Genomic DNA, 23453 nt, shown 5'->3' on the forward strand with positions numbered 1-23453 from the left:
CGAAACCAATATGTCCAGTACCACTGTCGCCGAGTTCGCGAACGAGCTCAAGAAGACTCCCGAAACCTTGCTTGACCAGCTCAAGAGCGCAGGCGTGCCCAAAGCCGCGCCTACCGATGCGCTCACGGAGGCCGACAAGCAGCGCTTGCTCGGTTTCCTGAAGGCCAGCCACGGCACGGCCGAGTCCGAGCGCAAGAAAATCACGCTCACCAAGAAGTCGACCAGCGAGATCAAGCAGGCCGACGCGATGGGGCGTGCCCGCACGATCCAGGTCGAAGTGCGCAAGAAGCGCACATTCATCCAGCGCGATGAAGGGCCGACCGCGGCGCCCGAGCCGGTGCATGAGGCTGAGGCGCCTGCTGCCCCTGGTATAGACGAAGCTGAATTGGCGCGGCGCGAAGAAGAAGCTCGCCGTCAGGCCGAACTGATTCGCCGCCAGGAAGAAGAACTGGTCGAAAAGCGCCGCATTCGCGAAGAAAGCGAAGCGCGAGAGCGCGAGCACGCCGAGCGTGCTGAAAAAGCCGAACAGGAAGCACGCGCCGCCGAAAAGAAGGCGGCTGCTGTGCCGGCCGTCGCGACCGAAGGCGCGTCCAGCAAGGCTGCGGTAACCGAAGAAGCGACCAGCGCTGCTGCCACCAAGGCGGCAGCCGACGCCACCGTGGCGCAAGCCAAGGAAGACGCCAAAGCCAAGGCCGCGGCCGATTCGAAGGCCCGTGCCGACGAAGAATCTGCACGTGCCAAGGATCTGGACGAACGCCGCCGCAAGGCACTCGCCGAAGCCGAAGCCATCCGCGCGATGATGAATGCGCCCGCTCGCGTGCTTGTGCCGCACAAGGTGCCCGAAAAGCCTGCGCCAGAAGTCAAGCCGGCCGTTAAGGGCACTTTGCACAAGCCCGCCACGCCCGCGGCACGTCCCGGCGCACCTGCAGCGCCTGGCACGACCGCGCCCGGCGCCAGCAAGGACGTCAAGTCCGCCAAGCTCTCGTCGAGCTGGGCTGGCGATCCGGCCAAGAAGAAGGAAATCAAGACCCGCGGCGATGCCAGCGGTGGCGTCGGTCGCGGCAATTGGCGCGGAGGCCCGCGCGGCCGTCGTGGCAGCAACGATCGTGGCGGCCACGAAGAGCAGCAGCAAGCCGCTCCGGTCGAAGCGCGCGTGCTCGACGTGCACGTGCCGGAAACCATCACCGTGGCCGAGCTTGCGCACAAGATGGCCGTCAAGGCCCAGGAAGTCATCAAGCAGTTGATGAAGGCCGGGATCATGGCGACCATGAACCAGTCACTCGACCAGGACACCGCGATGGTGATCGTGGAAGACATGGGTCACAACGCGATGGTGGCGGCACTGGACGATCCAGAAGCCTTCACCGACGACGACGCGGCCGCACAGACCGCAGAGTCGTTGCCACGTGCCCCCGTGGTGACGGTCATGGGTCACGTCGACCACGGCAAGACTTCGTTGCTCGACTACATCCGCCGTGCCAAGGTCGCAGCGGGCGAAGCCGGCGGCATCACGCAGCACATCGGTGCCTACCATGTGCAAACCGATCGTGGCATGGTGTCGTTCCTCGACACCCCCGGTCACGAGGCGTTCACCGCCATGCGGGCCCGTGGCGCGCAGGCGACCGACATCGTCATCCTCGTGGTGGCGGCCGACGACGGTGTGATGCCGCAGACCAAGGAAGCCATCAAGCACGCGAAAGCTGCCGGTGTGCCGATCGTGGTCGCGATCAACAAGATCGACAAGTCCGATGCCAACCTGGACCGCGTCAAGCAGGAACTGGTGGCCGAAGAAGTCGTGCCCGAAGAGTACGGCGGCGAGGTGCCTTTCATCTCTGTTTCGGCCAAGACCGGGCAGGGCGTGGACGAACTGCTCGAGCAGGTGCTGCTTCAGGCTGAAGTGCTGGAACTCCGCGCGCCGGTCGATGCCGCTGCCAAGGGTCTGGTTATCGAAGCGCGCCTCGACAAGGGTCGTGGCCCTGTCGCTACGGTGCTGGTCCAGTCGGGTACGCTGAAGACTGGCGACGTGGTGCTGGCCGGCTCTACTTTCGGCCGCGTGCGCGCCATGCTGGACGAAGACGGCAAGACGATCAAGACTGCGGGTCCATCGATCCCGGTCGAGATCCAGGGCCTGACCGAGGTGCCGCAAGCCGGCGACGAGTTCATGGTGATGGCCGACGAGCGCCGTGCGCGCGAAATCGCCACCTACCGTGCCGGCAAGTTCCGCAACACCAAGCTGGCGCGTTTGCAGGCATCGAACCTGCAGAGCATGTTCACGGACCTGTCTGCAGGCGAGGTGCAGACGCTGCGCCTGATCATCAAGGCTGACGTTCAGGGTTCGCAGGAAGCATTGGCGCAATCGTTGCTCAAGCTGGCGACCGAAGAAGTCAAGGTGCAGATCGTGTACGCCGGTGTCGGCGGCATCAGCGAGAACGACATCAACCTGGCCATCGCATCGAAGGCGGTCGTCATCGGCTTCAATGTGCGGGCCGACTCCGGTGCGCGCAAGCTGGCCGAGAACAACGGCGTGCAGCTGAACTACTACAGCATCATTTACGACGCTGTGGACGAGATCAAGGTCGCGATGTCCGGCATGCTGGCGCCCGAACGCCGCGAAGAGATCATCGGCTCGGCCGAGATCCGCACGGTGTTCGTCGCTTCCAAGATCGGTACGGTCGCAGGTTGTATGGTCACTTCGGGTTCGGTCAACCGCAGCGCACATTTCCGTTTGCTGCGCGAGAACGTGGTCGTCTATACCGGCGAGGTCGACTCGATCAAACGTATGAAAGACGACGTGCGCGAGGTCAAGGAAGGCTTCGAATGCGGTATCAAGCTCAAGAACTACAACGACATCAAAGAGGGCGATCAGCTCGAGTTCTTTGAGATCAAGGAAATTGCCCGGACGCTGTAAAGCGCCCAAGCGAACCTGGCCATGCCCAAGAGAAAAGCCGCAGCCCCCAACCGCTCGTTCAAGGTTGCTGATCAGATCCAGCGCGATCTGACGGAACTGATCGCGCGCGAGTTGAAGGACCCGCGCGTGGGCATGGTCACGATCCAGGGGGTCGAGGTCACGCCTGACTATGCGCACGCCAAGATTTTCTTCAGCGTGCTCACGGGCGACATTGTCGAGACCACCGAAGCGTTGAATCAGGCAGCCGGATTTCTCCGCAACGGCCTGTTCAAACGCCTCCATATCCATACCGTGCCGACGCTGCACTTCCTGTTCGACCGAACCACCGAGCGTGCGGCCGACATGAATGCGTTGATCGCTCAGGCCGTCGCTTCCCGCTCGAAGGACGAGTAGCCATGAACGCCCCTCGCACCAGGGTGCAGCGGCGCCCCGTGCATGGGGTGTTGTTGCTCGACAAACCTCTCGGCCTTTCGAGCAACCAGGCGTTGCAGCGGGCCAAGTGGCTGCTGCGCGCCGAAAAGGCGGGGCATACCGGCACGCTCGATCCGTTGGCGACTGGCGTTTTGCCGTTGTGCTTCGGTGCAGCGACGAAGTTCAGTCAACTGCACCTCGAGGCCGACAAGACCTACGAGGCCACGGCCCGACTGGGCGTGAAAACATCGACCGGCGATGCTGAAGGCGAAGTGATCGCAGAACGTGCAGTTCACCTCGATGCCGAAGACCTGAAACGTGTCGAGGCGCGGTTCACCGGGCCGATCCGCCAGATTCCGCCGATGTACAGCGCGTTGAAGAAAGACGGCAAAGCGCTGTACGAATACGCCCGCGAAGGCATCGAGGTCGAGCGTGCGCCGCGCGACGTCGTCGTGCACAGGCTTTCGGTCACTGAGACGCCCGACATGGCGCCGTACCGCGCCGTGAGGATCGCCGCGACAGTGACCAAAGGAACTTACATCCGCACGCTCGGCGAAGACATCGGCGAAGCGTTGGGTTGCGGCGCGCACCTGACTGCATTGCGCCGCACCGCGACGGGTGACTTCGACGTCTCGCAATGCGTGACGCTCGAAGCGCTCGAAGCCATGGCCGAAGACGAACGGCTCGCGCTCTTGCTCCCTGCCGAGTCCCTCGTCGCCGGCCACGACCGCGTCACGTTGGGCACGGAAGATGCGGCGCGGTTCCTGTCCGGCCTGCGCCGGCGCGGCGATTGGGCCGATGCAGCCGAGGTGGCGGTATTCGGCATTGAGCCTGCTGCGTTTTTGGGCTCGGCCCATATCGTGGCCAACGAATTGATTCCGGGGCGCTTGCTGAACCCCATTGAAATCCAGCAAATCCTTTTGAACGCCCCCGTCCCCCATTTTTTCTGCGAAACGACATCATGAGCATCAAGCAAATCCGCAATATCGCCATCATTGCCCACGTCGACCATGGCAAAACCACGATGGTCGACCAGCTGCTGCGCCAGTCCGGCACCTTCGCCGAGCACGAGAAAGTGGTCGACACAGTGATGGACAACAACGCGATCGAAAAAGAACGTGGCATCACGATTCTTGCCAAGAATTGCGCCGTGACCTGGGAAGGCACGCACATCAACATTGTCGACACTCCCGGTCACGCCGACTTCGGCGGCGAAGTCGAACGCGCACTGTCTATGGTCGACGGCGTTGTGCTGCTGATCGACGCGCAAGAAGGCCCGATGCCGCAAACGCGCTTCGTGACCAAGAAGGCATTGGCCCTCGGCCTCAAGCCTATTCTGGTGGTGAACAAAGTCGACAAGCCGGGTGCGCGCCCTGACTTCGTTGTCAACGCGGCGTTCGACCTGTTCGACAAGCTCGGTGCGACCGACGAGCAGCTCGATTTCCCGGTGGTGTACGCCTCGGGCATCAATGGCTGGTCGTCGATGGAAGAAGGCGAGGCGGGTGAGCAGTGGGGCCCCGACATGTCGGCGCTCTTCAACACCGTGCTCAAGCACGTGCCGGCTCAAAAGGGTGACCCGGATGCACCGCTGCAATTGCAGATTTCCGCACTCGATTTCTCCACCTTCGTCGGCCGCATCGGCGTTGGCCGCATCAGCCAGGGCACCGTCCGGCCGATGATGGACGTGGTTGTGATGGAAGGTACGGACGGCAAGGCCGTCAAGGGTCGCGTCAACCAAGTGCTGACGTTCCAGGGACTGGAGCGCGTGCAAGCGACGGAAGCCGGTCCGGGCGAAATCGTGCTGATCAATGGCCTGACCGACATCGGTATCGGCGTCACCGTGACCGATCCGATCAATCCGGCACCGTTGCCCATGCTCAAGGTCGACGAGCCGACGCTGACGATGAATTTTTGCGTCAACACGAGCCCGCTCGCCGGTCGTGAAGGCAAGTACATCACCAGCCGCCAGATCTGGGACCGCCTGCAGAAAGAGCTGCAGCACAACGTAGCGTTGCGCGTCGCCGAAACCGGGGAAGAAGGCATCTTCGAGGTCATGGGCCGCGGCGAACTGCACCTCACCATCCTGCTGGAGAACATGCGCCGCGAAGGTTACGAGCTCGCTGTGTCCAAGCCGCGCGTGGTGTTCAAGGATATCGACGGGGTGCGCCACGAGCCGATCGAAATGGTGACCATCGACGTCGAGGAGCAACACCAGGGCGGCGTGATGCAAGCCATGGGCGAGCGCAAGGGCGATCTGGCCAACATGGAATCGGACGGACGCGGCCGTGTTCGTCTGGAGTACCGCATTCCGGCGCGCGGCCTGATCGGCTTCACCAACGAGTTCCTGAACCTGACGCGTGGCTCGGGTCTGATCGCGAATATCTTCGACAGCTACGAACCGCACAAGGGCGACATCGGCGGCCGCAAGCAAGGCGTACTGATCTCGATGGACGACGGTGAAATTTTCACCTACGCCCTGGGCAAGCTGGACGACCGCGGCCGTATGTTCGTGCGCGCGAACGATCCGGTTTATGAGGGCATGATCGTCGGCATCCACAGCCGCGACAACGATTTGGTGGTCAACGCCACCCGTACCAAGCAGCTGACCAACTTCCGCGTGTCTGGCAAGGAAGACGCGATCAAGATCACACCGCCGATCGAACTCACGCTCGAATACGGCGTGGAGTTCATTGAAGACGACGAGTTGGTCGAAATCACGCCAAAGAGCGTTCGTCTGCGCAAGCGGTTCCTGAAGGAACACGAGCGCAAGCGCGCCGGCCGCGACTAAAAAACTGCGGGCTTTCGAAGACCGTGAGTTCGAGTCGGATGGCGGCTGACGAACATGCGGTGACTTCGGGGCGCATGGCCCACGGACGTGCCGTGTGGCTCATGGTTCTCGTCACGCTGATGTGGGCTACAGCCGGCGTCGTGACGCGCCAATTGGAGCATGCACGGAGCTTCGAGGTCACTTTTTGGCGAGCGTCATTCACCGTGTTGTCGCTGCTTGTGATCCTGCCGACCTGGCGCGGCCGGGCGGTGTTCGCGACGATCCGGCAGGGCGACCGTTCCCTCTGGGTATCTGGCGTCTGCTGGAGCGTGATGTTCACGGCCTATATGGTCGCGCTCACGCTGACCAGCGTCGCGAACGTGCTGGTGACGATGGCGCTGGCGCCTTTATTCACCGCGCTCGCGGCTCGTCTGTTCATCGGGCACCGGCTGGCAACGCGCACCTGGATCGCGATCCTCGTCGCCGGCATCGGCATCGGCTGGATGTACGGCTCCGAATTTTCGAGCGCCGGTGGTCAGCTTCTCGGCACACTGGTTGCGTTGTGCGTACCGTTGGCCGCTGCGGGCAATTGGACGGTCACGCAACACGCGCATGCAGCCGGACACGATGTGGACATGGTGCCTGCGGTGTTGATCGGTGCGGCTTTGTGTGCCTTGGCTACTTTGCCGCTCGCATGGCCCTTTCAAGTCAACGCTCACGACCTCGGCTTGCTGGCATTTCTGGGATTGGTCCAGCTGGCCATTCCCTGCGTGTTTTCAGTGATGTGCGCCCGTGTGCTCAAGGCACCGGAGTTGTCGCTGCTGGCGCTGCTCGAGGTGATCTTCGGCATCGCTTTGGCTTGGCTTGGCGCGGGCGAAGAACCCGCTTTGCGCGTGCTCGCCGGGGGTACTGTGGTCATCGCTGCGTTGGTCGGCAACGAGCGGCTCGGACTTTCGAGGCGCAGCGGCAAATCGGTCTGAGCCAAGAAAATAAAAAAGCCGGCACTTGGCCGGCTTGGCTGAGCCAGCGCGCAGGCGCTCAGGGGCGCGCAAGCTTCCACGCATTGTTGAAGTTGTCGCCCGTTCGATCGCCCGCCTTGGCGTCGTTCGCGTAGTAGTAGAGCGGGGAGCCCTTGTAGGCCCACTGCTGGGTGGCATCGTCGCGCACGATGATGGTGTAGCCGCCCATCGGCTTGGCCGTTGCGGCGACCGGCAGCGCCGGCCAGAGCTTGGCGCACGCCGCATTGCAGACCGACTTGCCGCTGTTGGCGGTGTCGCGGTTGAACGTGTAGAGCGACTTGCCGTCAGGCCCGACGAGCACGCCATCAGATGTCTTTGTCGGGGTGTCGGCCATCATGGACGACATGCTTGCGCAGCCTGCGAGCAGGGTGACGGCGAGGATCGATGCACTGAGCAGTTTCATATCAAGTTTCTCCTTCGGTTTCAAAAAAACGCCGGCACATTGGAGCTGTGCCAGCGACCAGTCTAAATTGCCCTAAGACAGCTGACGGTAGGTGACCGTCGCCAATTTCATCAACGCGTCGCGCGGCAATTTGCCGGCGACGGCATAGCCGAACCCATGATCGACCCAGTAGAAGCTGGGTACCGGCCCCTCCGATGTGAAACGGAATGCCGTTTCCCGAGATGGCGTGAAGGCACTCGCCGCGGCGTCCAGGGCACCGATGTAAAGGGTCACCCGTTCGCCAGTGGCGCTTTCGAACATGAACTGGGCGCGCGCGCCTTCGTCGCCCGGCAACAGCCGACCTCCGACCAGCGAATAGCCTTCGCTCGAGAGATCCGGCACTTTGAGTGGCCGGTCGAGCCGCTTCGAGAGCCATTGCACCAGATGCTGTTGCTCGGCGGCAGCGACCTCCACGGGATGGCGCTTTTCGGGCGCATACACCGCATGCGCCACCGACGCCGCATGCACGAATTCGTGCGACGCAAGCGCCCCTGTCGGCGCCGGTCCGGGCCCAGGCGCCTTCGCCAAGGTCGTGCCGTGCGACAGCGTCCACTGTGCGTTGACCAGCCAGCCGGCGCCAAAGGCGATCGCGAAGCCCGCTGCCATTCCACCCCAGCGCGTCCACACCGACTGCGCTGCATGGCGAGCCGATCGGGCGCCCAGCGCGTTCAGTAGTGGTGCGGGGATCGGTTCGTCGAGCAAGCCAAGGTGCAACTGGCGAAGCGCATCGCGCTGCACTCGCCACGAGGCGACGCGGGCCGCAAGAGCTGGCTCCCGCTTCAGCAAATCGTCGATCGCGGCACCGCGTTCGAGCGCCAATTGGCCGTCGACGAAAGCATGCAGTTCATCGTCGGAAACGGAGGAAATGTGGGCGTTCATGTTCAGCTCACTTGAGGCGGCGCAGGCCAGGTCGGTTAGGCGTTGCGGTGGTACCTTCCATCAGCTCGTGCAAACGTGCGCGAGCACGCGATAGGCGGGACATGACCGTGCCGGCCGGGATGCCGAGTACCTTTGCGACTTCGGCATAAGAGAGGTCTTCCAGTGTGACCAACAAGAGCACTGCGCGCTGTTCCTCGGGCAGTTGATGCAGGCAACGTTGCAGATCGATACCGTGGTCGCGCCCTGACTCGACGGCGCGAAGTTCATTCGATACGTCTTCGAGCGGCACGGTTGCGCGAGGCGGCGTCCGGCGCATTTGGCTGGCAAAAAGGTTGTGCATGATGGTGAAAAGCCATGCTCGCAGATCGCTGCCGACGGTCCAAAGCCGCCATTTGCTGCAAGCCCGCTCCAGCGTGTCCTGAACCAGATCGTCGGCCGCCCAGGCGTCGCCGGTCAGCACGCGCGCATAGCGTCGCAAGCTGGGAATGTGTTCGATCAGGGGCTGCGAATCCATGCGTTGGCTCAGTGCGTCGCCATTTCGCCGCGACAGAGCGAAGCGGTAACGCAAACAATGACATTGGCGAGGAGTCGTGTGGAAGACAAGGCGGTGCCCCTTTCCACACACGAACGCCGAAAGTCGTCGGTTTATTCCACCGACCTGCAAAAAAACTAAGTGGTGCTCAGGACCTCGCTATAAGCCGAGACAAATCGCTTTGCGATTCGCGGCCAGTCATACGCGTCTGCGAACGCCACGCTCGCGCTGCGCATCGACTGCTGGTGCGGCTGATCCATCGACAGGAACTCGACCAGTTTCGCAAAGTCGGCGTCGCTGCCGTCGAATGCGAGGCAGAGGCCGTTCTGGCCGTTCTGCACGAACTTGTTCATTGGCTCGACGTCACGGCACACCACGAGCAGCCCAGCCGCCATCGCCTCGAGCAAGGTCAGACCGAAGCCTTCGTATTCGCTGGCGGTCGCGAAGACCGTTCGATCGCGCAAGGCTGCTTTCAAATCGATATCGTTCATCGGCGGCGCCAGCCGCACGCTGTCTTGCAAACCCGCGCTGTCGATGCGCGCCTGGAATTTGCAAGCCAATCCGCTGACGTCCGTTCCGGTGATGAGCAGGTCGAGCGGATAGCCCATGGCCTTCAGTCGCACGGCGTAGTCGAGCAGGCGATCGACGCGCTTGTTTTCGGAGAGGCGACCCCAGTAGACCCAGCGCCGCAAATCGTTGCTCGGGGGCCGGTCGGCAATTTGGTGGCGCTGCACGTCGATGCCGTTGCCGGTCACCCTGATCCGCTTGGTGAACCGGCCGAAGTAAGCAGCGTCGTTTTCGCTGGTCGCCAACACCAATCTGTAGGAGTCGAGCATGCGGCGCAGCGCGAACTCTTCATGCAGTCGCTTGGCGCCTGCCAACCGGCGCGTGTGATGAAAGCCGCCATGGGTGCTCAGCACCCGCGGAAGTTGGCTGCCGGACAGCATGACGCCTACCGACAAGGCCATCAATTGAGGATCGTGGATATGTAGCAGGTCGAAGCCCTGAATCGCCTGCCTCAACTGCGGTGCGTATCCGACCAGTTTGCTGCCGATCAGTGGCACGTTGGTGACTTTGATACCTTCGACCGTGCGCGTCTGTAGCCGCTTGTGATCGGGGGAAACATAGAGCACCTCGACCTCGACGCCCAGTCGCTGGCAGTGCACCGACAGATTCAACACCACTGTCTCGATCCCGCCGATCTCCGGATGGAACGTCGGCGTGATGTTCAGGACTTTCACCGGCCTGCATCTCCGGGTGCGCTCGTGTCGCCGGCCGTACCGAGGATGACGCGGCGTTTGACGAACTGCGCCGGATTGCCTGCATAGACGCCCCAGGGTTCGAGCGATTTAAATGCAACCGCGCGTGCGCCGAGCACCGATCCCTCGCCGATCTTGACGCCGGGACCCACAAACGCTTCAGCAGCCACCCATACGTCCGCGCCGATGTGGATCGGCTTGGCGATCAGCTGAAAGTCGCGCGTACGGATGTCATGGCTGCCGGCGCAAAGGTGTGCGCCCTGCGAAACCAGCGCGCGTTCGCCGAGCGAAATCGGCGCCATGTTGTAACAGTTGACGCGATCCGCTAGCAGGCTGCGGTCGGCCATCTGCAGGTGAGGTGGATACCAGACTTTGGCGGTGCCCCGGACATCACAGGCAACGCCCATGCGGGCGCCGAACAGCATGAGCAAGAAGCGGCGCCATGCGCCGAATGGCGGCGGCGTCCAAGATGCGAGCAAGGCCCACGTCAAGTTCCACAAGGCGCGAAAAAGGCGGTTCGAGAGACTGAAACTCGGTCCGCCCTCGCGTGAATTGACCTGAATTGCGTCGAGAGGTTGAAGCGCCATGTGTTTGAAAAATAGTGGGCGGCGTGGTCCGAGCGCAGAAATTCGCTCGTGACACTGTTACGTTCTGTGACTATAACGCCAAAGTTCTCATTTGCTGAACTTCTTCATCGCGCGCTCGACTTCACGCTTGCCTTCGCGGTCCTTGATCGTGTCGCGCTTGTCATGCTCGGCTTTGCCCTTGGCCAGTGCGACCTCGCATTTCACCTTGCCTGCCTTCCAATGGAGGTTGAGCGGCACCAGGGTGTAGCCCTTTTGTTCGATCTTGCCGATCAGGCGGCGAATCTCTTCCTTGTGCAGCAAGAGCTTCTTGGTGCGGACCGAATCCGGCGTGATGTGGCTCGACGCGCTGTTAAGCGGGTTGATCTGCAGGCCGATGACGAAGAGTTCTCCGTTACGGATCACCACATAGCCATCGGTCAGTTGCACCTTGCCTTCGCGCAGCGATTTCACCTCCCAGCCTTCGAGCACGATGCCCGCCTCGAAGCGCTCCTCGAAGAAGTAGTTGTAAGCGGCCTTTTTGTTGTCGGCGATGCGGGAGGAGGGGTCTTGTTTCTTTTTGGTTGCCATGGCTCGGAAAGGTGGGGTCGGCATGGCTTCAATACAATCCGTCGCGCACGCCGTGCCGATTCTATGAAAACCGTTCAAAAGTCCGTCCTCATCTGGTACAGCGCCGAGGAGATGTACGCCCTGGTCACCGATGTTGCCAAGTACCCCGAGTTTTTGCCCTGGTGCAATCGGGCTAGCGTGATTGACCAGGACGAAAGCGGAATGACTGCTGAAGTCGGCCTTTCGTTCGGCGGAATCCGGCAGAGCTTTACGACGCGCAACACACAGATTGCCGGTCGCGAAGTGCAACTCAAACTGGTCAGCGGACCCTTCTCGAACCTCGATGGTGTCTGGAAGTTCACGCCGGTGGGCGAAACTGGCGAGCGGGCTTGCCGAGTCGAACTGAACCTGAACTACGGCTTCAGCAATTTCGCGCTGCAGGCCTTGATCGGCCCCGTATTCGACAAGATTGCATCGAGTCTGGTCGAGGGGTTCGTCAAGCGCGCCGAGCAGGTTTACGGCAAGAGCTGAATCGCATGCAGATCACATTGGTCTATTCGCCAGGGCCCCGCCAGATCTTTGAAGAGACCGTGACGCTGTCCAATGGTGCGACGGCGCGGGATGCTCTGATCGCCAGCCGCCTTCCCGCCTCGTTCCCTGCGCTCGATTGGGCTGCCTTGCCCGTGGGCGTCTGGGGCCGGGTATGCGAATGGGACCGTATGCTGGCAGAGTACGACCGGATCGAGCTGTGCCGGCCACTGAAGGTGGATCCCAAGGTGGCGCGACGCGAGAGATTTCAACGCCAGGGTGCGCGCGGGACCGGGTTGTTTTCCAGCCGTCGCCCGGGTGGAAAGGACGGCTACTGACTTGAGCTGCAAGCCTGCTCGGACGCCTGCATGCAAACTTACTTGCAGTCGCTGGCAATGACCGTCTGCAAGCGCTGCTGCTCTTCGGCACGCGCCTTGTCGTCGATGATTTCGCGTTCGCCCTGGGCGTTCAAGCGCGCCACACGGATGCCGCTGTCGAAGGTGGCCTTGCTCTGTCTTGCGCGATTGCAGTTTTCGGCTTTTGCCTGCGCGACCTTCTGAAGCTCTGCTGCGCGCTTGGCCTTTTCGGCTTCTTCCGCCTTCTTCGCTTTTTCTTCGAGTTCCTTGTCGACGCCGGATGGCCGAGCGCCACTCGCAGCCATGGCGGGCGCAGGCGCCGTGCCCGGTTCCGCTGCATCGGGAGCGGCCGAAGGGGTCCCTTGCGAGAAGGTCACCCGCGGACTGCCTCCGCCCGGGCGGCGCACGATGTTCTTTTCCGGAATATCAGGCGGCGGCGACTGGTCGCTGAAAACCTTCTTGCCCGCGCTGTCGATCCATTGCCATTGCGCGCTTGCGACCGTCGGCACGGCGCAGACCAATGCAAGGACGAGCGAATTCAAGTGGACGAATTTCATGGCGGGCAGTTTAGCGCTCCCTTACCTTTTGCAACGTTTTGACGTGGCGGATTTGAGGGGATCGCGGGGAAACAGCCACAGTTCGCCTCGAATGTGGCGCGGCGCCACATCTCCCTCCATCCGGCCCTTGGTCCGGCTTTCGGTCCGGGTAAGTACGGGGCCATCGCTACAATCCGTCTTTTGGAGCCTTCCCCATGCGCCTTCTCGGCAAAGCGCTGACCTTCGACGATGTGTTGTTGGTGCCAGCGTTCTCCCAGGTCCTGCCCAAGGACACCTCCCTCGCCACCCGACTTTCCCGCAACATCACGTTGAATCTGCCGCTCGTCTCAGCGGCGATGGACACCGTGACCGAAGCACGCCTCGCCATCGCGATCGCCCAGGAAGGCGGCATCGGCATCGTCCACAAGAACCTGACGGCGCAGCAGCAGGCCGCTGAGGTGGCCCGCGTGAAGCGCTACGAATCCGGCGTGCTGCGCGACCCGGTGGTGATCACGCCGACGCATTCGGTGCGGCAGGTGATGGCACTGTCTGACCAGCTCGGCATCTCCGGCTTCCCGGTAGTCGACGGTGGCAGGGTCGTCGGCATCGTGACCGGCCGCGACTTGCGCTTCGAGACACGCTACGACGTGCCTGTCAGCGAGATCATGACGCAGCGCGACAAGCTCATCACCGTCCCCGACGGCACGACACTTGCGGACGCCAAAGCGCTGCTCAACAAGTACAAGCTCGAGCGATTGCTGGTCATCAACAGCGATTGGGAACTCAAAGGCCTGATCACTGTCAAGGACATCACCAAGCAGACCAGCTTCCCCAACGCAGCGCGTGACGCCTCCGGGCGTTTGCGCGTGGGTGCAGCCGTCGGCGTTGGCGACGGCACCGAGGAGCGCGTGGAAGCGCTGGTGGCCGCGGGTGTCGACGTCATCGTGGTGGACACCGCGCACGGCCACAGCGCTGGCGTGATCTCGCGCGTGCGCTGGGTCAAGAAGAACTATCCACAGATCGACGTGATAGGCGGAAACATTGCGACCGGCGACGCGGCACGCGCGCTGGCCGATGTGGGCGCCGATGCGGTCAAGGTCGGTATCGGCCCGGGCTCGATCTGCACCACGCGCATCGTGGCCGGCGTTGGGGTGCCGCAGATCATGGCGGTCGACAGCGTCGCCACCGCCTTGCAAGGCACCGGCGTTCCGCTGATCTCCGACGGCGGCGTGCGCTATTCGGGCGACATCGCCAAGGCCATCGCAGCCGGCGCCAGCACCGTGATGATGGGCAGCATGTTCGCCGGCACTGAAGAGGCGCCGGGCGAGATCGTGCTCTACCAGGGTCGCAGCTACAAAAGCTACCGCGGCATGGGAAGCATCGGCGCGATGCAGCAGGGCAGTGCCGATCGCTACTTCCAGGAATCGACGACCGGCAACCCCAACACCGACAAGCTCGTGCCCGAAGGCGTCGAAGGCCGCGTGCCGTACAAGGGCTCGATCGTCTCGATCGTCTACCAGATGGCTGGTGGCGTGCGGGCCAGCATGGGCTACTGCGGCTGCGCGACGATCGAAGACATGCAGAACAGGGCTGAGTTCGTCGAGATCACGACCGCCGGCATCCGCGAGAGTCATGTGCACGACGTGCAGATCACCAAAGAAGCGCCCAACTACCGGGCCGAGTGACCGACCCCCATGCAACACGACAAGATCCTGATTCTCGATTTCGGCTCGCAGGTAACCCAGCTGATTGCCCGCCGCGTTCGCGAAGCCCATGTGCTGAGCGAAGTGCACCCGTGCGACGTCAGTAACGAGTGGCTTCGCAACTACGCGAAGGATGGGTCGCTCAAGGGCGTGATCCTCTCTGGCAGCCATGCCAGCGTGTACGAAGACACGACCGACAAGGCACCGCAGGCGGTGTTCGAACTCGGCGTGCCGGTGCTCGGCATCTGCTACGGCATGCAAACCATGGCGCACCAGCTCGGCGGCAAGGTCGAGGGCGGCCATAAGCGCGAGTTTGGCGCAGCGGCCGTTCGTGCACGCGGTCATACCGACCTGTTGAACGAGATTGCCGACTTCAAGACCGACGAAGGTTTCGGCATGCTCAACGTGTGGATGAGCCATGGCGACAAGGTTACCGAGCTGCCACCCGGTTTCAAGCTGATGGCGTCGACCGAGAGTTGCCCGATTGCCGGCATGGCCGACGAAGAGCGGCATTTCTATGGCGTGCAGTTTCATCCCGAAGTCACGCACACGCAGCAGGGCACAGCGATCCTGCAGCGCTTCGTGCTCGACATCTGTGGCTCCAAGCCCGATTGGGTCATGCGAGATCACGTGGCCGAGGCGGTTGCGAAGATCCGGGAGCAAGTCGGCGACGAAGAAGTCATCCTCGGTCTGTCGGGCGGCGTGGATTCATCCGTTGCTGCCGCGTTGATCCATCGGGCCATCGGCGACCAGCTGACTTGCGTCTTCGTCGACCACGGCTTGCTGCGCTTGAACGAGGGCGATCTCGTCATGGAGATGTTCGTCGGCAAGCTGCATGCGAAAGTGATTCGCGTCGATGCCAGCGAGCTGTTCCTTGGCAAGCTCGGAGGGGTGAGCGACCCGGAAGCCAAGCGCAAGATCATCGGCGGCGAGTTCGTGACTGTGTTCAAGCAGGAAGCTGCCAAGCTGACCAGCGCGGGCGCCAAGGGTGCCAAGTGGCTGGCACAAGGCACCATCTATCCGGACGTCATCGAGTCCGGCGGCGCCAAGTCGTCGACCGGCAAGAAGAAGGCCGTGACGATCAAGAGCCACCACAACGTCGGCGGCCTGCCGGAGCAACTGGGCCTGAAGCTGCTCGAGCCGTTACGCGATCTTTTCAAGGACGAAGTGCGCGAACTCGGCGTGGCGCTCGGCCTGCCACCTGCAATGGTGTACCGCCACCCGTTCCCCGGCCCCGGCTTGGGCGTGCGCATCCTCGGCGAAGTCAAAAAGGAATACGCCGACTTGCTGCGCAGTGCGGACGCGATCTTCATCGAGGAGCTGCGCAACTTCATCGACCCGGCCAGCGGCAAGAGCTGGTACGACCTCACGAGCCAGGCTTTCGTCGTCTTCCTGCCGGTAAAGAGTGTCGGCGTGATGGGCGATGGCCGTACCTATGACTACGTCGTCGCGCTGCGCGCGGTGCAGACAAGCGACTTCATGACTGCGGATTGGGCTGAGCTGCCGTACGCGCTGTTGAAGACGGTGTCGGGGCGAATCATCAACGAGGTGCGCGGGATCAATCGCGTGACTTACGACGTGAGTTCGAAGCCGCCTGCGACGATCGAGTGGGAGTGAGCGTGTTCTTCCGGGCAGCTCAATGCGCCCATAGGGCGGTTCTCGCTATCAGCGTTCTTGCTCTTGTTGAAATGGCACCTCAACGTCGGTAACGTGGTGCATCAGTGAGCCGCCGCCTCGCGGACAATTCGAACCATCGCTCGCCCCGAGACGCCCCGAGACGCTCCATGTACCTGCCGCCCCAATTCAATGCCAAGGACCCCGCGATCGCGATCGAGCTGATGCGTGCCAACGCGTTCGCCAGCCTGATCTCGAACGACGACGATGGACTGCCTTTCGTCTCGCATCTGCCGTTGGTCGCGGAGCAACACGAAGACGGCACGATCGTCTTGCTCGGGCACTGCGCAAAGCCGAATCCGCACTGGCGCTACCTCGAAGCCCGACCCAAAGCGGTCGTGACATTTCTCGGGCCGCATGCCTACATGTCGCCTGCGGTCTATCCGGACTTGGCCCGTGTGCCGACCTGGAATTACCTCGCGGTGCACTGCAGGGTCGAGTCGGCGCTGGTGACCGAGCCAGCCGCCAAGGACGAGCTGCTGAAAAAGCTCATCGCCGAGCATGAGCCGGCCTATGCACAACAGTGGCGCGATCTTGGCGAAGACTTTCAGCAGAAGATGCTGACCGGCATCGTCGGCTTCACGTTGCGGGTGACCGACCTGCAGTGCAAGCTAAAGCTCAATCAGCACCGGCGCGAAGCGCATGCCGAGATGTATTCGCGCTTTTCTGCAGGGTCGCCGGACGAGCAGGCACTGGCTGAGTGGATGGTGCGGCTGGGCATGAACACGACCGCAGCTGCGTGAGATGAGCGACAGACATAAGCGACAGACAAGGAATCTGACATGCGCATTTTCGGATTGGTCGGTTTGCTGGTGGCCCTCGTGATAGTCGGCCTGCTGGCGAAGAAGCAGCTCGCGCCGATCGCCGCGCCGACCTTGCCAGCTACAACCTCCGTACCCGGTGCGCCAGCGCCCGCCGCTGGCACAGCGCCGACCAACGCACGCGAGCAGAGTCAGAAAATGCAGCAACAGTACAAGCAGGCGATCGATGCGGCGACGCAGCCGCAGCGCAAGATGCCTGAGGACAATTGAAAGCCCTGCGAATGGCCGCTCGCGTCTGCGACGTCCGCTCAGGCACCGGCGACCGATGACAGACAAGGATTGGATGGCGCTCGCATTGAGCGAAGCGCAAGCAGCCGCCGATGCGGGCGAAGTGCCCGTGGGTGCCGTGCTCGTGAAAGACGGCTTGCTGGTCGCCAAAGGCCGCAATACGCCGGTGGCGCAGCACGATCCGAGCGCGCACGCAGAGATCAATGCACTTCGTGCCGGCGCAACGGCACTCGGCAACTATCGGCTCGATGGCTGCGAGCTTTTCGTCACGCTCGAGCCTTGCGCGATGTGCGCGGGCGCGATGCTTCATGCGCGGCTGGCGCGTGTCGTGTTCGGCGCGGCCGACATCAAGACGGGCGCTGCCGGATCGGTCGTCGATCTCTTTGCCGAGCCACGCTTGAACCACCGAACGCGCGTCGTTGGCGGCGTGCTCGAAGCGCAGTGCAGCGAGTTGCTTCAGCGCTTTTTTCGCCAGCGCCGTGATGCCGCGCGCGAGAGCGTCCAACCGCTGAGCGACGATGCGCTGCGCACGCCGCCAGAGCGCTTTACCGGCCTGACTGACTACCCCTTCACGTCTCGCTGGATCGACGACCTCCCGAGCTTGCGTGACTGGCGCATGCATTACGTCGACACGGCACCTGCGAGCCCCAAACCCACGCTGCTGTGCCTGCACGGCCCCGGAGAGTGGAGCTACTTGTTCAGGCACCTCCTTGCCATGTCCGGCCCACGCATGCTGGCGCCCGACCTCATCGGCTTCGGCATGAGCGACAAGCCCAAGCGCGAGGTCGTGCATCGGCTCGACTGGCATTGCGACGTGATGGTTGAATGGCTGGATCGTTTGCAGACGGGTCCGATGCTGCTCGTGCACAGCGCGGCAGCGACCGACCTTGCCACGCTGTTGTCGGCGGCAGCGCCACGCCAGTTCGTGGGTGTGCTCACTGCGCCTGAAGGTGGCGAGGCCGTAGCGCACGCGTGGCGTGCGCCGTTTCCAGATCGTGGCCACGAAGCGGCATTGCGGGCGCTCCCGCCAGCCGCGGCAACGTCCGGCCCGAGCCCTTTGCAGGCGCTCCAATTGATAGAGGACGCGATGGGATACTTCCGCGAGTGACAAAACACATCTATATCTATTCCCCCGCCAGTGCGGTGCGCGACCGCGCCGCTTTCAAGCGCGGCGTCGCACGGCTCAAGGCACTGGGCTACGAGATCGAAATCGACGAAGCGGCGCTTAGCGTGCACCAGCGTTTCGCCGGCGACGACGCCGTGCGGCTCGCCGCCATCTCGCGTGCTGCCGCAAGCCACGCCGACGTGGCGCTCATCGCACGCGGTGGCTACGGCCTGACGCGCATCCTCGACGCGATTCCGTACAAGGCCATTGCCAAAGCGATCGAGCACGGCACCGAGTTCGTCGGCCTGAGTGACTTCACCGCGCTGCAGAGCGCGCTGTTCGCAAAGACCGGCGCTGTGACCTGGGCCGGCCCGGCGGTGGGCGAAGACTTCGGTGCTGAAGAAGGCGCGGACGACATCATGGAAGACTGCTTCGGCGACTTCACGAGCGGGCAGGGCGAGGGAACGGGCTGGCGCGTTCCGGTCCGCGACGCGGCCGCCATGGCGTCGCCGTTGAAAAGCATTCACGGTGCCACGTTGTGGGGCGGCAACCTGTGCGTGCTGACCAGCCTGCTCGGCACGCCGTATTTTCCGGCGGTCGACAAGGGCGTGCTGTTCGTCGAAGACGTGAACGAGCATCCTTATCGCATCGAACGCATGCTCGACCAGTTGCGTCATGCGGGCGTGCTGGCGCGTCAAAAAGCGATCGTGCTGGGTCAGTTCACAGGCATGCGCAAGATCCCCGGTTACGACCGCGGCTTCGACCTGCAGGCCGTGGTGACGCGACTGCGCGGCTTGCTGAAGATTCCGGTGTTGACGGGACTACCGTTCGGCCATGTGCCGACCAAAGTGATGTTGCCGGTGGGCGCTAAAGTCGAAATGGCGGCCGACGGGAGGGATGTATTTTTGGTGTGGGGTCATCGGCACCACCGTGACCACGCTCATTGACCTGAAGAGGTCAGCCTCGATCTGACTTGCTCAGACCGAAAATTTGTTCAAACCGGGAAACGCTGGTGAATGCGCGGGCCCATGGTGTTGGGCAATCCGCCTTTGAACATGCCGTTGATCTGCTTGACCTGACGGCGCGCTTCCAGCTCGCCATCGACTTCGCTGATTGCGGCCAACAAGTCTTGCCGGAGATACCAGAGGGCTTCCACGTCTTCGGCAAAGCGCACGCGTTGCATCAGGCGCTGGACGTTCTGGCCGGTGTGCACCTGCAACAGTGACAACATCACCGTGCGAATTTGCCCTGTCTTACGGTCGGCAGAGCGGCTCCAGCCAATGCCGGGGAAGGACAGAAGTCGAAAGAAGCTGCTTGGGGAAACCATGACGCGGGAGCTATTTGCTTGGAGACTTGTTGAACGTACGTTAATGGGCGTCAAGCGGTGGCACAAGCCCGGACACACTTTTTCATCATTAAAAACAACATACTTCACGAAACTGTTCAAGCGCTTTCCCAAGAGTTGATACATTAGTTTTAGTTTTTGGGTGTTCAGGGATGCGATGAGGGCTGAGAAAAGACTCTTTTGAATCCAGCCGCGGGCCTGCGTTCGTGCTTCGGACGCACATTGACATTGGAGAGCGCAAAACGATCGGCGGCTGCATCGAGCGTGCACGTCGCCAACCGCCAACGCCTAGAAACGAATGCTTTGCCATAATCAAACAGCTGTCGCTACCAAAAAATTCACAAAATGGGCATTCAAACCACCGTCGTCTTTGCGGACCTGACCGGGAGCACGCGGGTCTTCGAGGCCATGGGAAACGCACGAGCGACGGAAACTGTCACGCGATTGATTCAGTGGATCGGCGGCGTTTGCGAATCCCACGGCGGGCGCGTCGTCAAATCGTTAGGCGATGGCGTCTTCGCGACATTTCAGAGCGGGCCGGCTGCCACTGCGGCCGTTTTGGAGATGCAGCGCAATCATCAAAAGCGGCTGTCGGTCTGGCCGGCGCCGTTGCGCATGGACCTGCAGATCGGCGTGGCGAGCGGAGAAATCGTCGAGGTCGACGGTGATTGCTACGGCGATGCCGTCAACTTGGCTTCGCGCCTGAGCGACCTGGCCGGCCCGGGCCAGATTTGGGCGACCGATTCGGTGATCGAGCAGCTGCACGACGGCAGCGTTCGGCATCGCAATCTGGGCCCCATCAACATTCGCGGCCGCAACGAGATGGCGATCGTCCATCGCGTCGACTGGCAGGAAGAGGTTTCGGAGTTCTTGACGATGCCGGCTTCGCTGGCACCTCAAAAGGCGCCCGACTCGACCTTCGGCCAGATCGAGCTGGCCTGGCTCGATGTGCGCTCGCTGTTCCGTGCATCGGAGTTGCCGATTCATTTGGGTCGTGTCGACGATGCGCAATTCGTCGTCAACGACCCGCGCGTGTCGCGGCTGCACGCGCGCATCGAAGCGCGGCAAGGCAGTTGCGTGCTGGTCGATGTCAGCACTTACGGCACCTGGGTGCGCTTTCACGGTACCGCCGGTGCCAGCGGCGAGATCGCATTGCGCCGGCAGGAGTGCGTGCTGCATGGCAGCGGCGAGATCGGCTTGGGCGCGCCCTTGAGCGACTTCAGCGCACCGACGATTTCGTTCAACACGACCGGCGGCAACGTGCTGCTGGCGCGACGCGACGCGCGCTAATTGCGTTGCGTCGACCATCGGTCGACGTTCGGGTAACACCCGCCCCGCTTCGCCCGATGCTGCGCTGCAGCTAAGGGCAAATCAGCATACGCACCTGCCATACAACGGCAGAAACTCGCGCTCAGTCAGGATGCTTACCGTCCGGTAACCTCGTATCTTCGAGGGCGCCTCGGGTTGGTCGACCGCATCCATGGCTTCAGATCGACGAGGAGTCGCATGGGTACTGAGCTCGGGGATTCGCCTTGGCGGACCGACCGTGAAAGGCAGCAGCCACGCAGCGCCAAGCGCGACGCCGTGCTCACCGCGGCAGCACGCCTGTTCACGCACCGCGGCTTTCAGGGCACCTCGCTCGACGACATCGCGCAAAGCCTCGGTGTCACCAAGCCGACCCTCTATCACTACGTCGCGAACAAGGAAGAGATCCTCTTCGAGTGCGTGCGCCGTGGTCTGGGTGCGCTGCGGGCCTGCATCGACGAAGCGACCGAGCGCGGCCTCGCGGGTCGCGAGCGGCTCCGCGCCGCGATGGAAAACTACGCCGGCATCGTGACCAGCGACTTCGGCCTTTGTGTGATCCGCATCGGCGAAGACCCGCTGTCGGAGCCGCGCCGGCGCGAGCTGCGTGCGCTCAAGGGCGAGATCGATGTCGAGTTCCGTACGCTGATCGAGGCCGGCATGGCCGAAGGCTGGATCGCCGCCGGCGATGCGGCTATGGCGGCCTACACGGTGGTTGGCGCATTGAGCGGCGTGGGCCGTTGGTACCGGCCAGAGAACCGCGCTGCCCACAACCTCGAAGACGCGGTGCGCCATTGCATCGAAATGCTCATGCGGGGCGTGCTGAGCGCGCCGTCGCAACACAGTGCCGCGGTGCCGCTTCGTGCACGCCCCGGCCCTTGGGGAGAAACCATGTCGGAGATGCGTCGCGAAGTTCATTTTGGGGACCGCGTGGTGCGCTGCTTTACGCCGCGACGCGTGCATGTGGCGCAGTTGGTGGCCGACGTGCTCGCGGCACGCCCCGACGCCGAGGCGTTGGTCATCGGGCCCTTACGTCTTACCTGGCGCGGCTTGCACCATGCCGTGTGCAAGTGCGCAGCCGGCCTGAAGCAGCGCGGCATTGGTCCTGGCGATCGGGTCGCACTGTTCATGGACAACAGCGCCGAGTTCGTCATCGCCATCTATGCCTGCGCGTGGCTTGGCGCGGTCGCCGTGCCGATCAGCTCGCGAGCCCGTGCGGCGGAGATCGCGTATTCGCTCAACGATGCGGAGGCGCTCGCGCTGGTGTGCAGCCGCGAGCTCGCCGAGTTCGTTCCTGCGTCGACGTCGGTGCCGTCGTTGCGGCATCGCGTGGTGGTCGGTGGAACCCGGGAAGGGTTCGAGCTCTTCAGCGATCTCATGCAGGCGCAGCCGCTCACGCAACCGCACGACAGCGCCGAAGAAGACCTCGCCGTGCTGCTCTACACCTCGGGCACGACCGGCAAGCCGAAGGGCGCGATGCTGAGTCACCTCAACATCGTGCATTCGGTGATGCATTTCGTGCAGGCCATGGGCCTCGGCCCGGACGATCGCAGCGTGGTGGCAGTGCCGCTCAGCCATGTCACCGGGCTCGTGGCCGAGCTCTACACGATGCTGCATGCTCAAGGCTGCGTCGTGCTGATGCCGCCCTTCAAGGCTGGCGAATTCGTGCGGCTCGCGGCTGAAGAGCGCATGACCCACACGATCATGGTGCCCGCCATGTACAACCTGTGCCTTTTGCTGCCAAACCTGCAGGAGCACGACCTGCATCACTGGCGCATCGGCGCCTTCGGCGGCGCGCCGATGCCTTCCGCCAGCATCGAAGCGATGGCCGAGCGCCTGCCCAACCTCACGCTGATGAACGCCTACGGGTCGACCGAGACCTGTTCACCGGCGACCATCATGCCGCCCGGCCAGACACCGCAGCATCGAGACAGTGTCGGTCTGGCCGTGTCGTGTGGCGAGATCAGCATCGTCGACGACGCCGGCAATGAAGTGCCACGCGGCGAGGCCGGCGAGATATGGATCGCCGGCCCGATGGTGTCGCAGGGCTACTGGCGCAACGAGGCCGCCACCGCCAGCGAATTCAAGGGCGGCTACTGGCGTTCCGGCGACATCGGCAGCATGGACGCCGATGGCTATGTGCGCATCCTCGACCGCAAGAAAGACGTCATCAATCGCGGCGGCTACAAGATCTTTTGCGCCGCGGCAGAGAACACGATCACCGAGCACCCGGAGGTGATCGAGGTCGCTCTGGTCGGCGTGCCGTGCGCCGTGCTCGGCGAGCGCGTGCATGCCTTCGTTTGCGTGCGGCAACTGGATGCGTCGACACAAGCCGCGGCACTGCAGGCTTTCAGCACCGAGCGCCTTTCCGACTACGCCGTGCCGGAGACCTGGACCATCGGCACCGAGCCGCTGCCGCGCAACCTGAACGGCAAGGTCATGAAGCGTGCGCTGCGCGATTCGTTGCATGTCGCCATGACCTGAGCCGGAATTCGTCACAAAGCC

23 protein-coding genes are annotated in these 23453 nt (G+C 62.9%); 15 read left to right on the forward strand and 8 right to left on the reverse strand.

Going from position 1 to position 23453, the window contains the following annotated elements:
* The first annotated feature begins 10 nt into the window (after window positions 1-10).
* From infB to RCH10_RS19150, 5 genes are read left to right on the forward strand one after another with little or no spacing between them, the layout of a single operon-like run.
* Window positions 11-2908, forward strand: a complete 2898-nt coding sequence (gene infB / locus RCH10_RS19130) for a translation initiation factor IF-2 (protein WP_409053619.1) — start codon at window positions 11-13, stop codon at window positions 2906-2908.
* 21 nt (window positions 2909-2929) lie between these two features.
* Entirely contained in the window at window positions 2930-3301 is a 372-nt protein-coding gene (gene rbfA, locus RCH10_RS19135; RefSeq protein ID WP_187052080.1) for a 30S ribosome-binding factor RbfA, read from the forward strand.
* A gap of 2 nt (window positions 3302-3303) precedes the next feature.
* Window positions 3304-4284: a tRNA pseudouridine(55) synthase TruB gene (truB, locus tag RCH10_RS19140; protein WP_409053620.1), complete on the forward strand. Its 981-nt coding sequence runs from the start codon at window positions 3304-3306 to the stop codon at window positions 4282-4284.
* Window positions 4281-6107: a translational GTPase TypA gene (gene typA / locus RCH10_RS19145; RefSeq protein ID WP_187052078.1), complete on the forward strand. Its 1827-nt coding sequence runs from the start codon at window positions 4281-4283 to the stop codon at window positions 6105-6107. Before truB ends, typA begins: the two co-directional genes overlap by 4 nt.
* A 38-nt stretch (window positions 6108-6145) precedes the next feature.
* Window positions 6146-7066, forward strand: a complete 921-nt coding sequence (locus RCH10_RS19150; RefSeq protein ID WP_409053621.1) for a DMT family transporter — start codon at window positions 6146-6148, stop codon at window positions 7064-7066.
* Window positions 7067-7124: 58 nt separating this feature from the next.
* On the opposite strand, the gene RCH10_RS19155 is transcribed toward RCH10_RS19150, so the two are convergent.
* The 6 genes from RCH10_RS19155 to smpB form a co-directional block, all read right to left on the reverse strand.
* Entirely contained in the window at window positions 7125-7508 is a 384-nt protein-coding gene (locus RCH10_RS19155; protein WP_409053622.1) for an ATP-binding protein, read from the reverse strand.
* Between the two features lie 72 nt (window positions 7509-7580).
* Window positions 7581-8426, reverse strand: coding sequence for an anti-sigma factor family protein (locus RCH10_RS19160; RefSeq protein ID WP_409053623.1), 846 nt, complete (start codon window positions 8424-8426; stop codon window positions 7581-7583).
* Between the two features lie 7 nt (window positions 8427-8433).
* The gene (locus RCH10_RS19165) at window positions 8434-8940 is read right to left on the reverse strand and encodes a sigma-70 family RNA polymerase sigma factor (RefSeq protein WP_409053624.1); all 507 of its coding nucleotides are present in this window, start codon (window positions 8938-8940) and stop codon (window positions 8434-8436) included.
* A 155-nt stretch (window positions 8941-9095) separates the two neighbouring features.
* Window positions 9096-10199 carry a glycosyltransferase family 4 protein gene (locus tag RCH10_RS19170; protein ID WP_409053625.1) on the reverse strand — a complete coding sequence of 368 codons (1104 nt, stop codon included), beginning with the start codon at window positions 10197-10199 and terminating at the stop codon, window positions 9096-9098.
* Window positions 10196-10804 (reverse strand): putative colanic acid biosynthesis acetyltransferase, encoded by a 609-nt coding sequence (locus tag RCH10_RS19175; RefSeq protein ID WP_409053626.1) that lies wholly within the window; start codon window positions 10802-10804, stop codon window positions 10196-10198. Before RCH10_RS19175 ends, RCH10_RS19170 begins: the two co-directional genes overlap by 4 nt.
* A gap of 87 nt (window positions 10805-10891) precedes the next feature.
* Window positions 10892-11371, reverse strand: coding sequence for an SsrA-binding protein SmpB (gene smpB, locus RCH10_RS19180; protein WP_187052072.1), 480 nt, complete (start codon window positions 11369-11371; stop codon window positions 10892-10894).
* 63 nt (window positions 11372-11434) lie between these two features.
* Between smpB and RCH10_RS19185 the strand changes: the two genes are divergently transcribed.
* Window positions 11435-11881 carry a type II toxin-antitoxin system RatA family toxin gene (locus RCH10_RS19185; RefSeq protein WP_323495209.1) on the forward strand — a complete coding sequence of 149 codons (447 nt, stop codon included), beginning with the start codon at window positions 11435-11437 and terminating at the stop codon, window positions 11879-11881.
* Between the two features lie 5 nt (window positions 11882-11886).
* Window positions 11887-12216, forward strand: a complete 330-nt coding sequence (locus RCH10_RS19190; protein ID WP_409053627.1) for an RnfH family protein — start codon at window positions 11887-11889, stop codon at window positions 12214-12216.
* A gap of 38 nt (window positions 12217-12254) precedes the next feature.
* On the opposite strand, the gene RCH10_RS19195 is transcribed toward RCH10_RS19190, so the two are convergent.
* Complete coding sequence (locus RCH10_RS19195) at window positions 12255-12791, reverse strand: DUF4124 domain-containing protein (protein ID WP_323495211.1); 537 nt, start codon at window positions 12789-12791, stop codon at window positions 12255-12257.
* A 194-nt stretch (window positions 12792-12985) separates the two neighbouring features.
* Between RCH10_RS19195 and guaB the strand changes: the two genes are divergently transcribed.
* The 6 genes from guaB to RCH10_RS19225 all read left to right on the forward strand — a co-directional run bounded on the left by guaB (window position 12986) and on the right by RCH10_RS19225 (window position 19248).
* Window positions 12986-14455 (forward strand): IMP dehydrogenase, encoded by a 1470-nt coding sequence (gene guaB / locus RCH10_RS19200; protein WP_409053628.1) that lies wholly within the window; start codon window positions 12986-12988, stop codon window positions 14453-14455.
* 9 nt (window positions 14456-14464) lie between these two features.
* Window positions 14465-16090: a glutamine-hydrolyzing GMP synthase gene (gene guaA, locus RCH10_RS19205; protein ID WP_409053629.1), complete on the forward strand. Its 1626-nt coding sequence runs from the start codon at window positions 14465-14467 to the stop codon at window positions 16088-16090.
* Between the two features lie 167 nt (window positions 16091-16257).
* The gene (locus RCH10_RS19210; RefSeq protein ID WP_409053630.1) at window positions 16258-16890 is read left to right on the forward strand and encodes an FMN-binding negative transcriptional regulator; all 633 of its coding nucleotides are present in this window, start codon (window positions 16258-16260) and stop codon (window positions 16888-16890) included.
* Window positions 16891-16929: 39 nt separating this feature from the next.
* Entirely contained in the window at window positions 16930-17178 is a 249-nt protein-coding gene (locus tag RCH10_RS19215; protein WP_409053631.1) for a hypothetical protein, read from the forward strand.
* Between the two features lie 55 nt (window positions 17179-17233).
* A complete protein-coding gene (gene tadA, locus RCH10_RS19220; protein ID WP_409053632.1) occupies window positions 17234-18304 on the forward strand; it encodes a tRNA adenosine(34) deaminase TadA in 1071 nt (356 codons plus the stop codon).
* Window positions 18301-19248 carry an LD-carboxypeptidase gene (locus RCH10_RS19225; RefSeq protein ID WP_409053633.1) on the forward strand — a complete coding sequence of 316 codons (948 nt, stop codon included), beginning with the start codon at window positions 18301-18303 and terminating at the stop codon, window positions 19246-19248. Before tadA ends, RCH10_RS19225 begins: the two co-directional genes overlap by 4 nt.
* 47 nt (window positions 19249-19295) lie before the next feature.
* On the opposite strand, the gene RCH10_RS19230 is transcribed toward RCH10_RS19225, so the two are convergent.
* Window positions 19296-19748, reverse strand: a complete 453-nt coding sequence (locus RCH10_RS19230) for a hypothetical protein (protein ID WP_409053634.1) — start codon at window positions 19746-19748, stop codon at window positions 19296-19298.
* A gap of 243 nt (window positions 19749-19991) precedes the next feature.
* On the opposite strand from RCH10_RS19230, the gene RCH10_RS19235 reads away from it, so the two are divergent.
* Both RCH10_RS19235 and RCH10_RS19240 read left to right on the forward strand, forming a co-directional pair.
* A complete protein-coding gene (locus RCH10_RS19235) occupies window positions 19992-20936 on the forward strand; it encodes an adenylate/guanylate cyclase domain-containing protein (RefSeq protein ID WP_409053635.1) in 945 nt (314 codons plus the stop codon).
* 216 nt (window positions 20937-21152) lie between these two features.
* Window positions 21153-23432 (forward strand): AMP-binding protein, encoded by a 2280-nt coding sequence (locus tag RCH10_RS19240; protein WP_409053636.1) that lies wholly within the window; start codon window positions 21153-21155, stop codon window positions 23430-23432.
* Window positions 23433-23453: the final 21 nt, after the last annotated feature.

The organism is Variovorax sp. GrIS 2.14, assembly GCF_046115955.1.
Lineage (GTDB): Bacteria > Pseudomonadota > Gammaproteobacteria > Burkholderiales > Burkholderiaceae_C > Variovorax.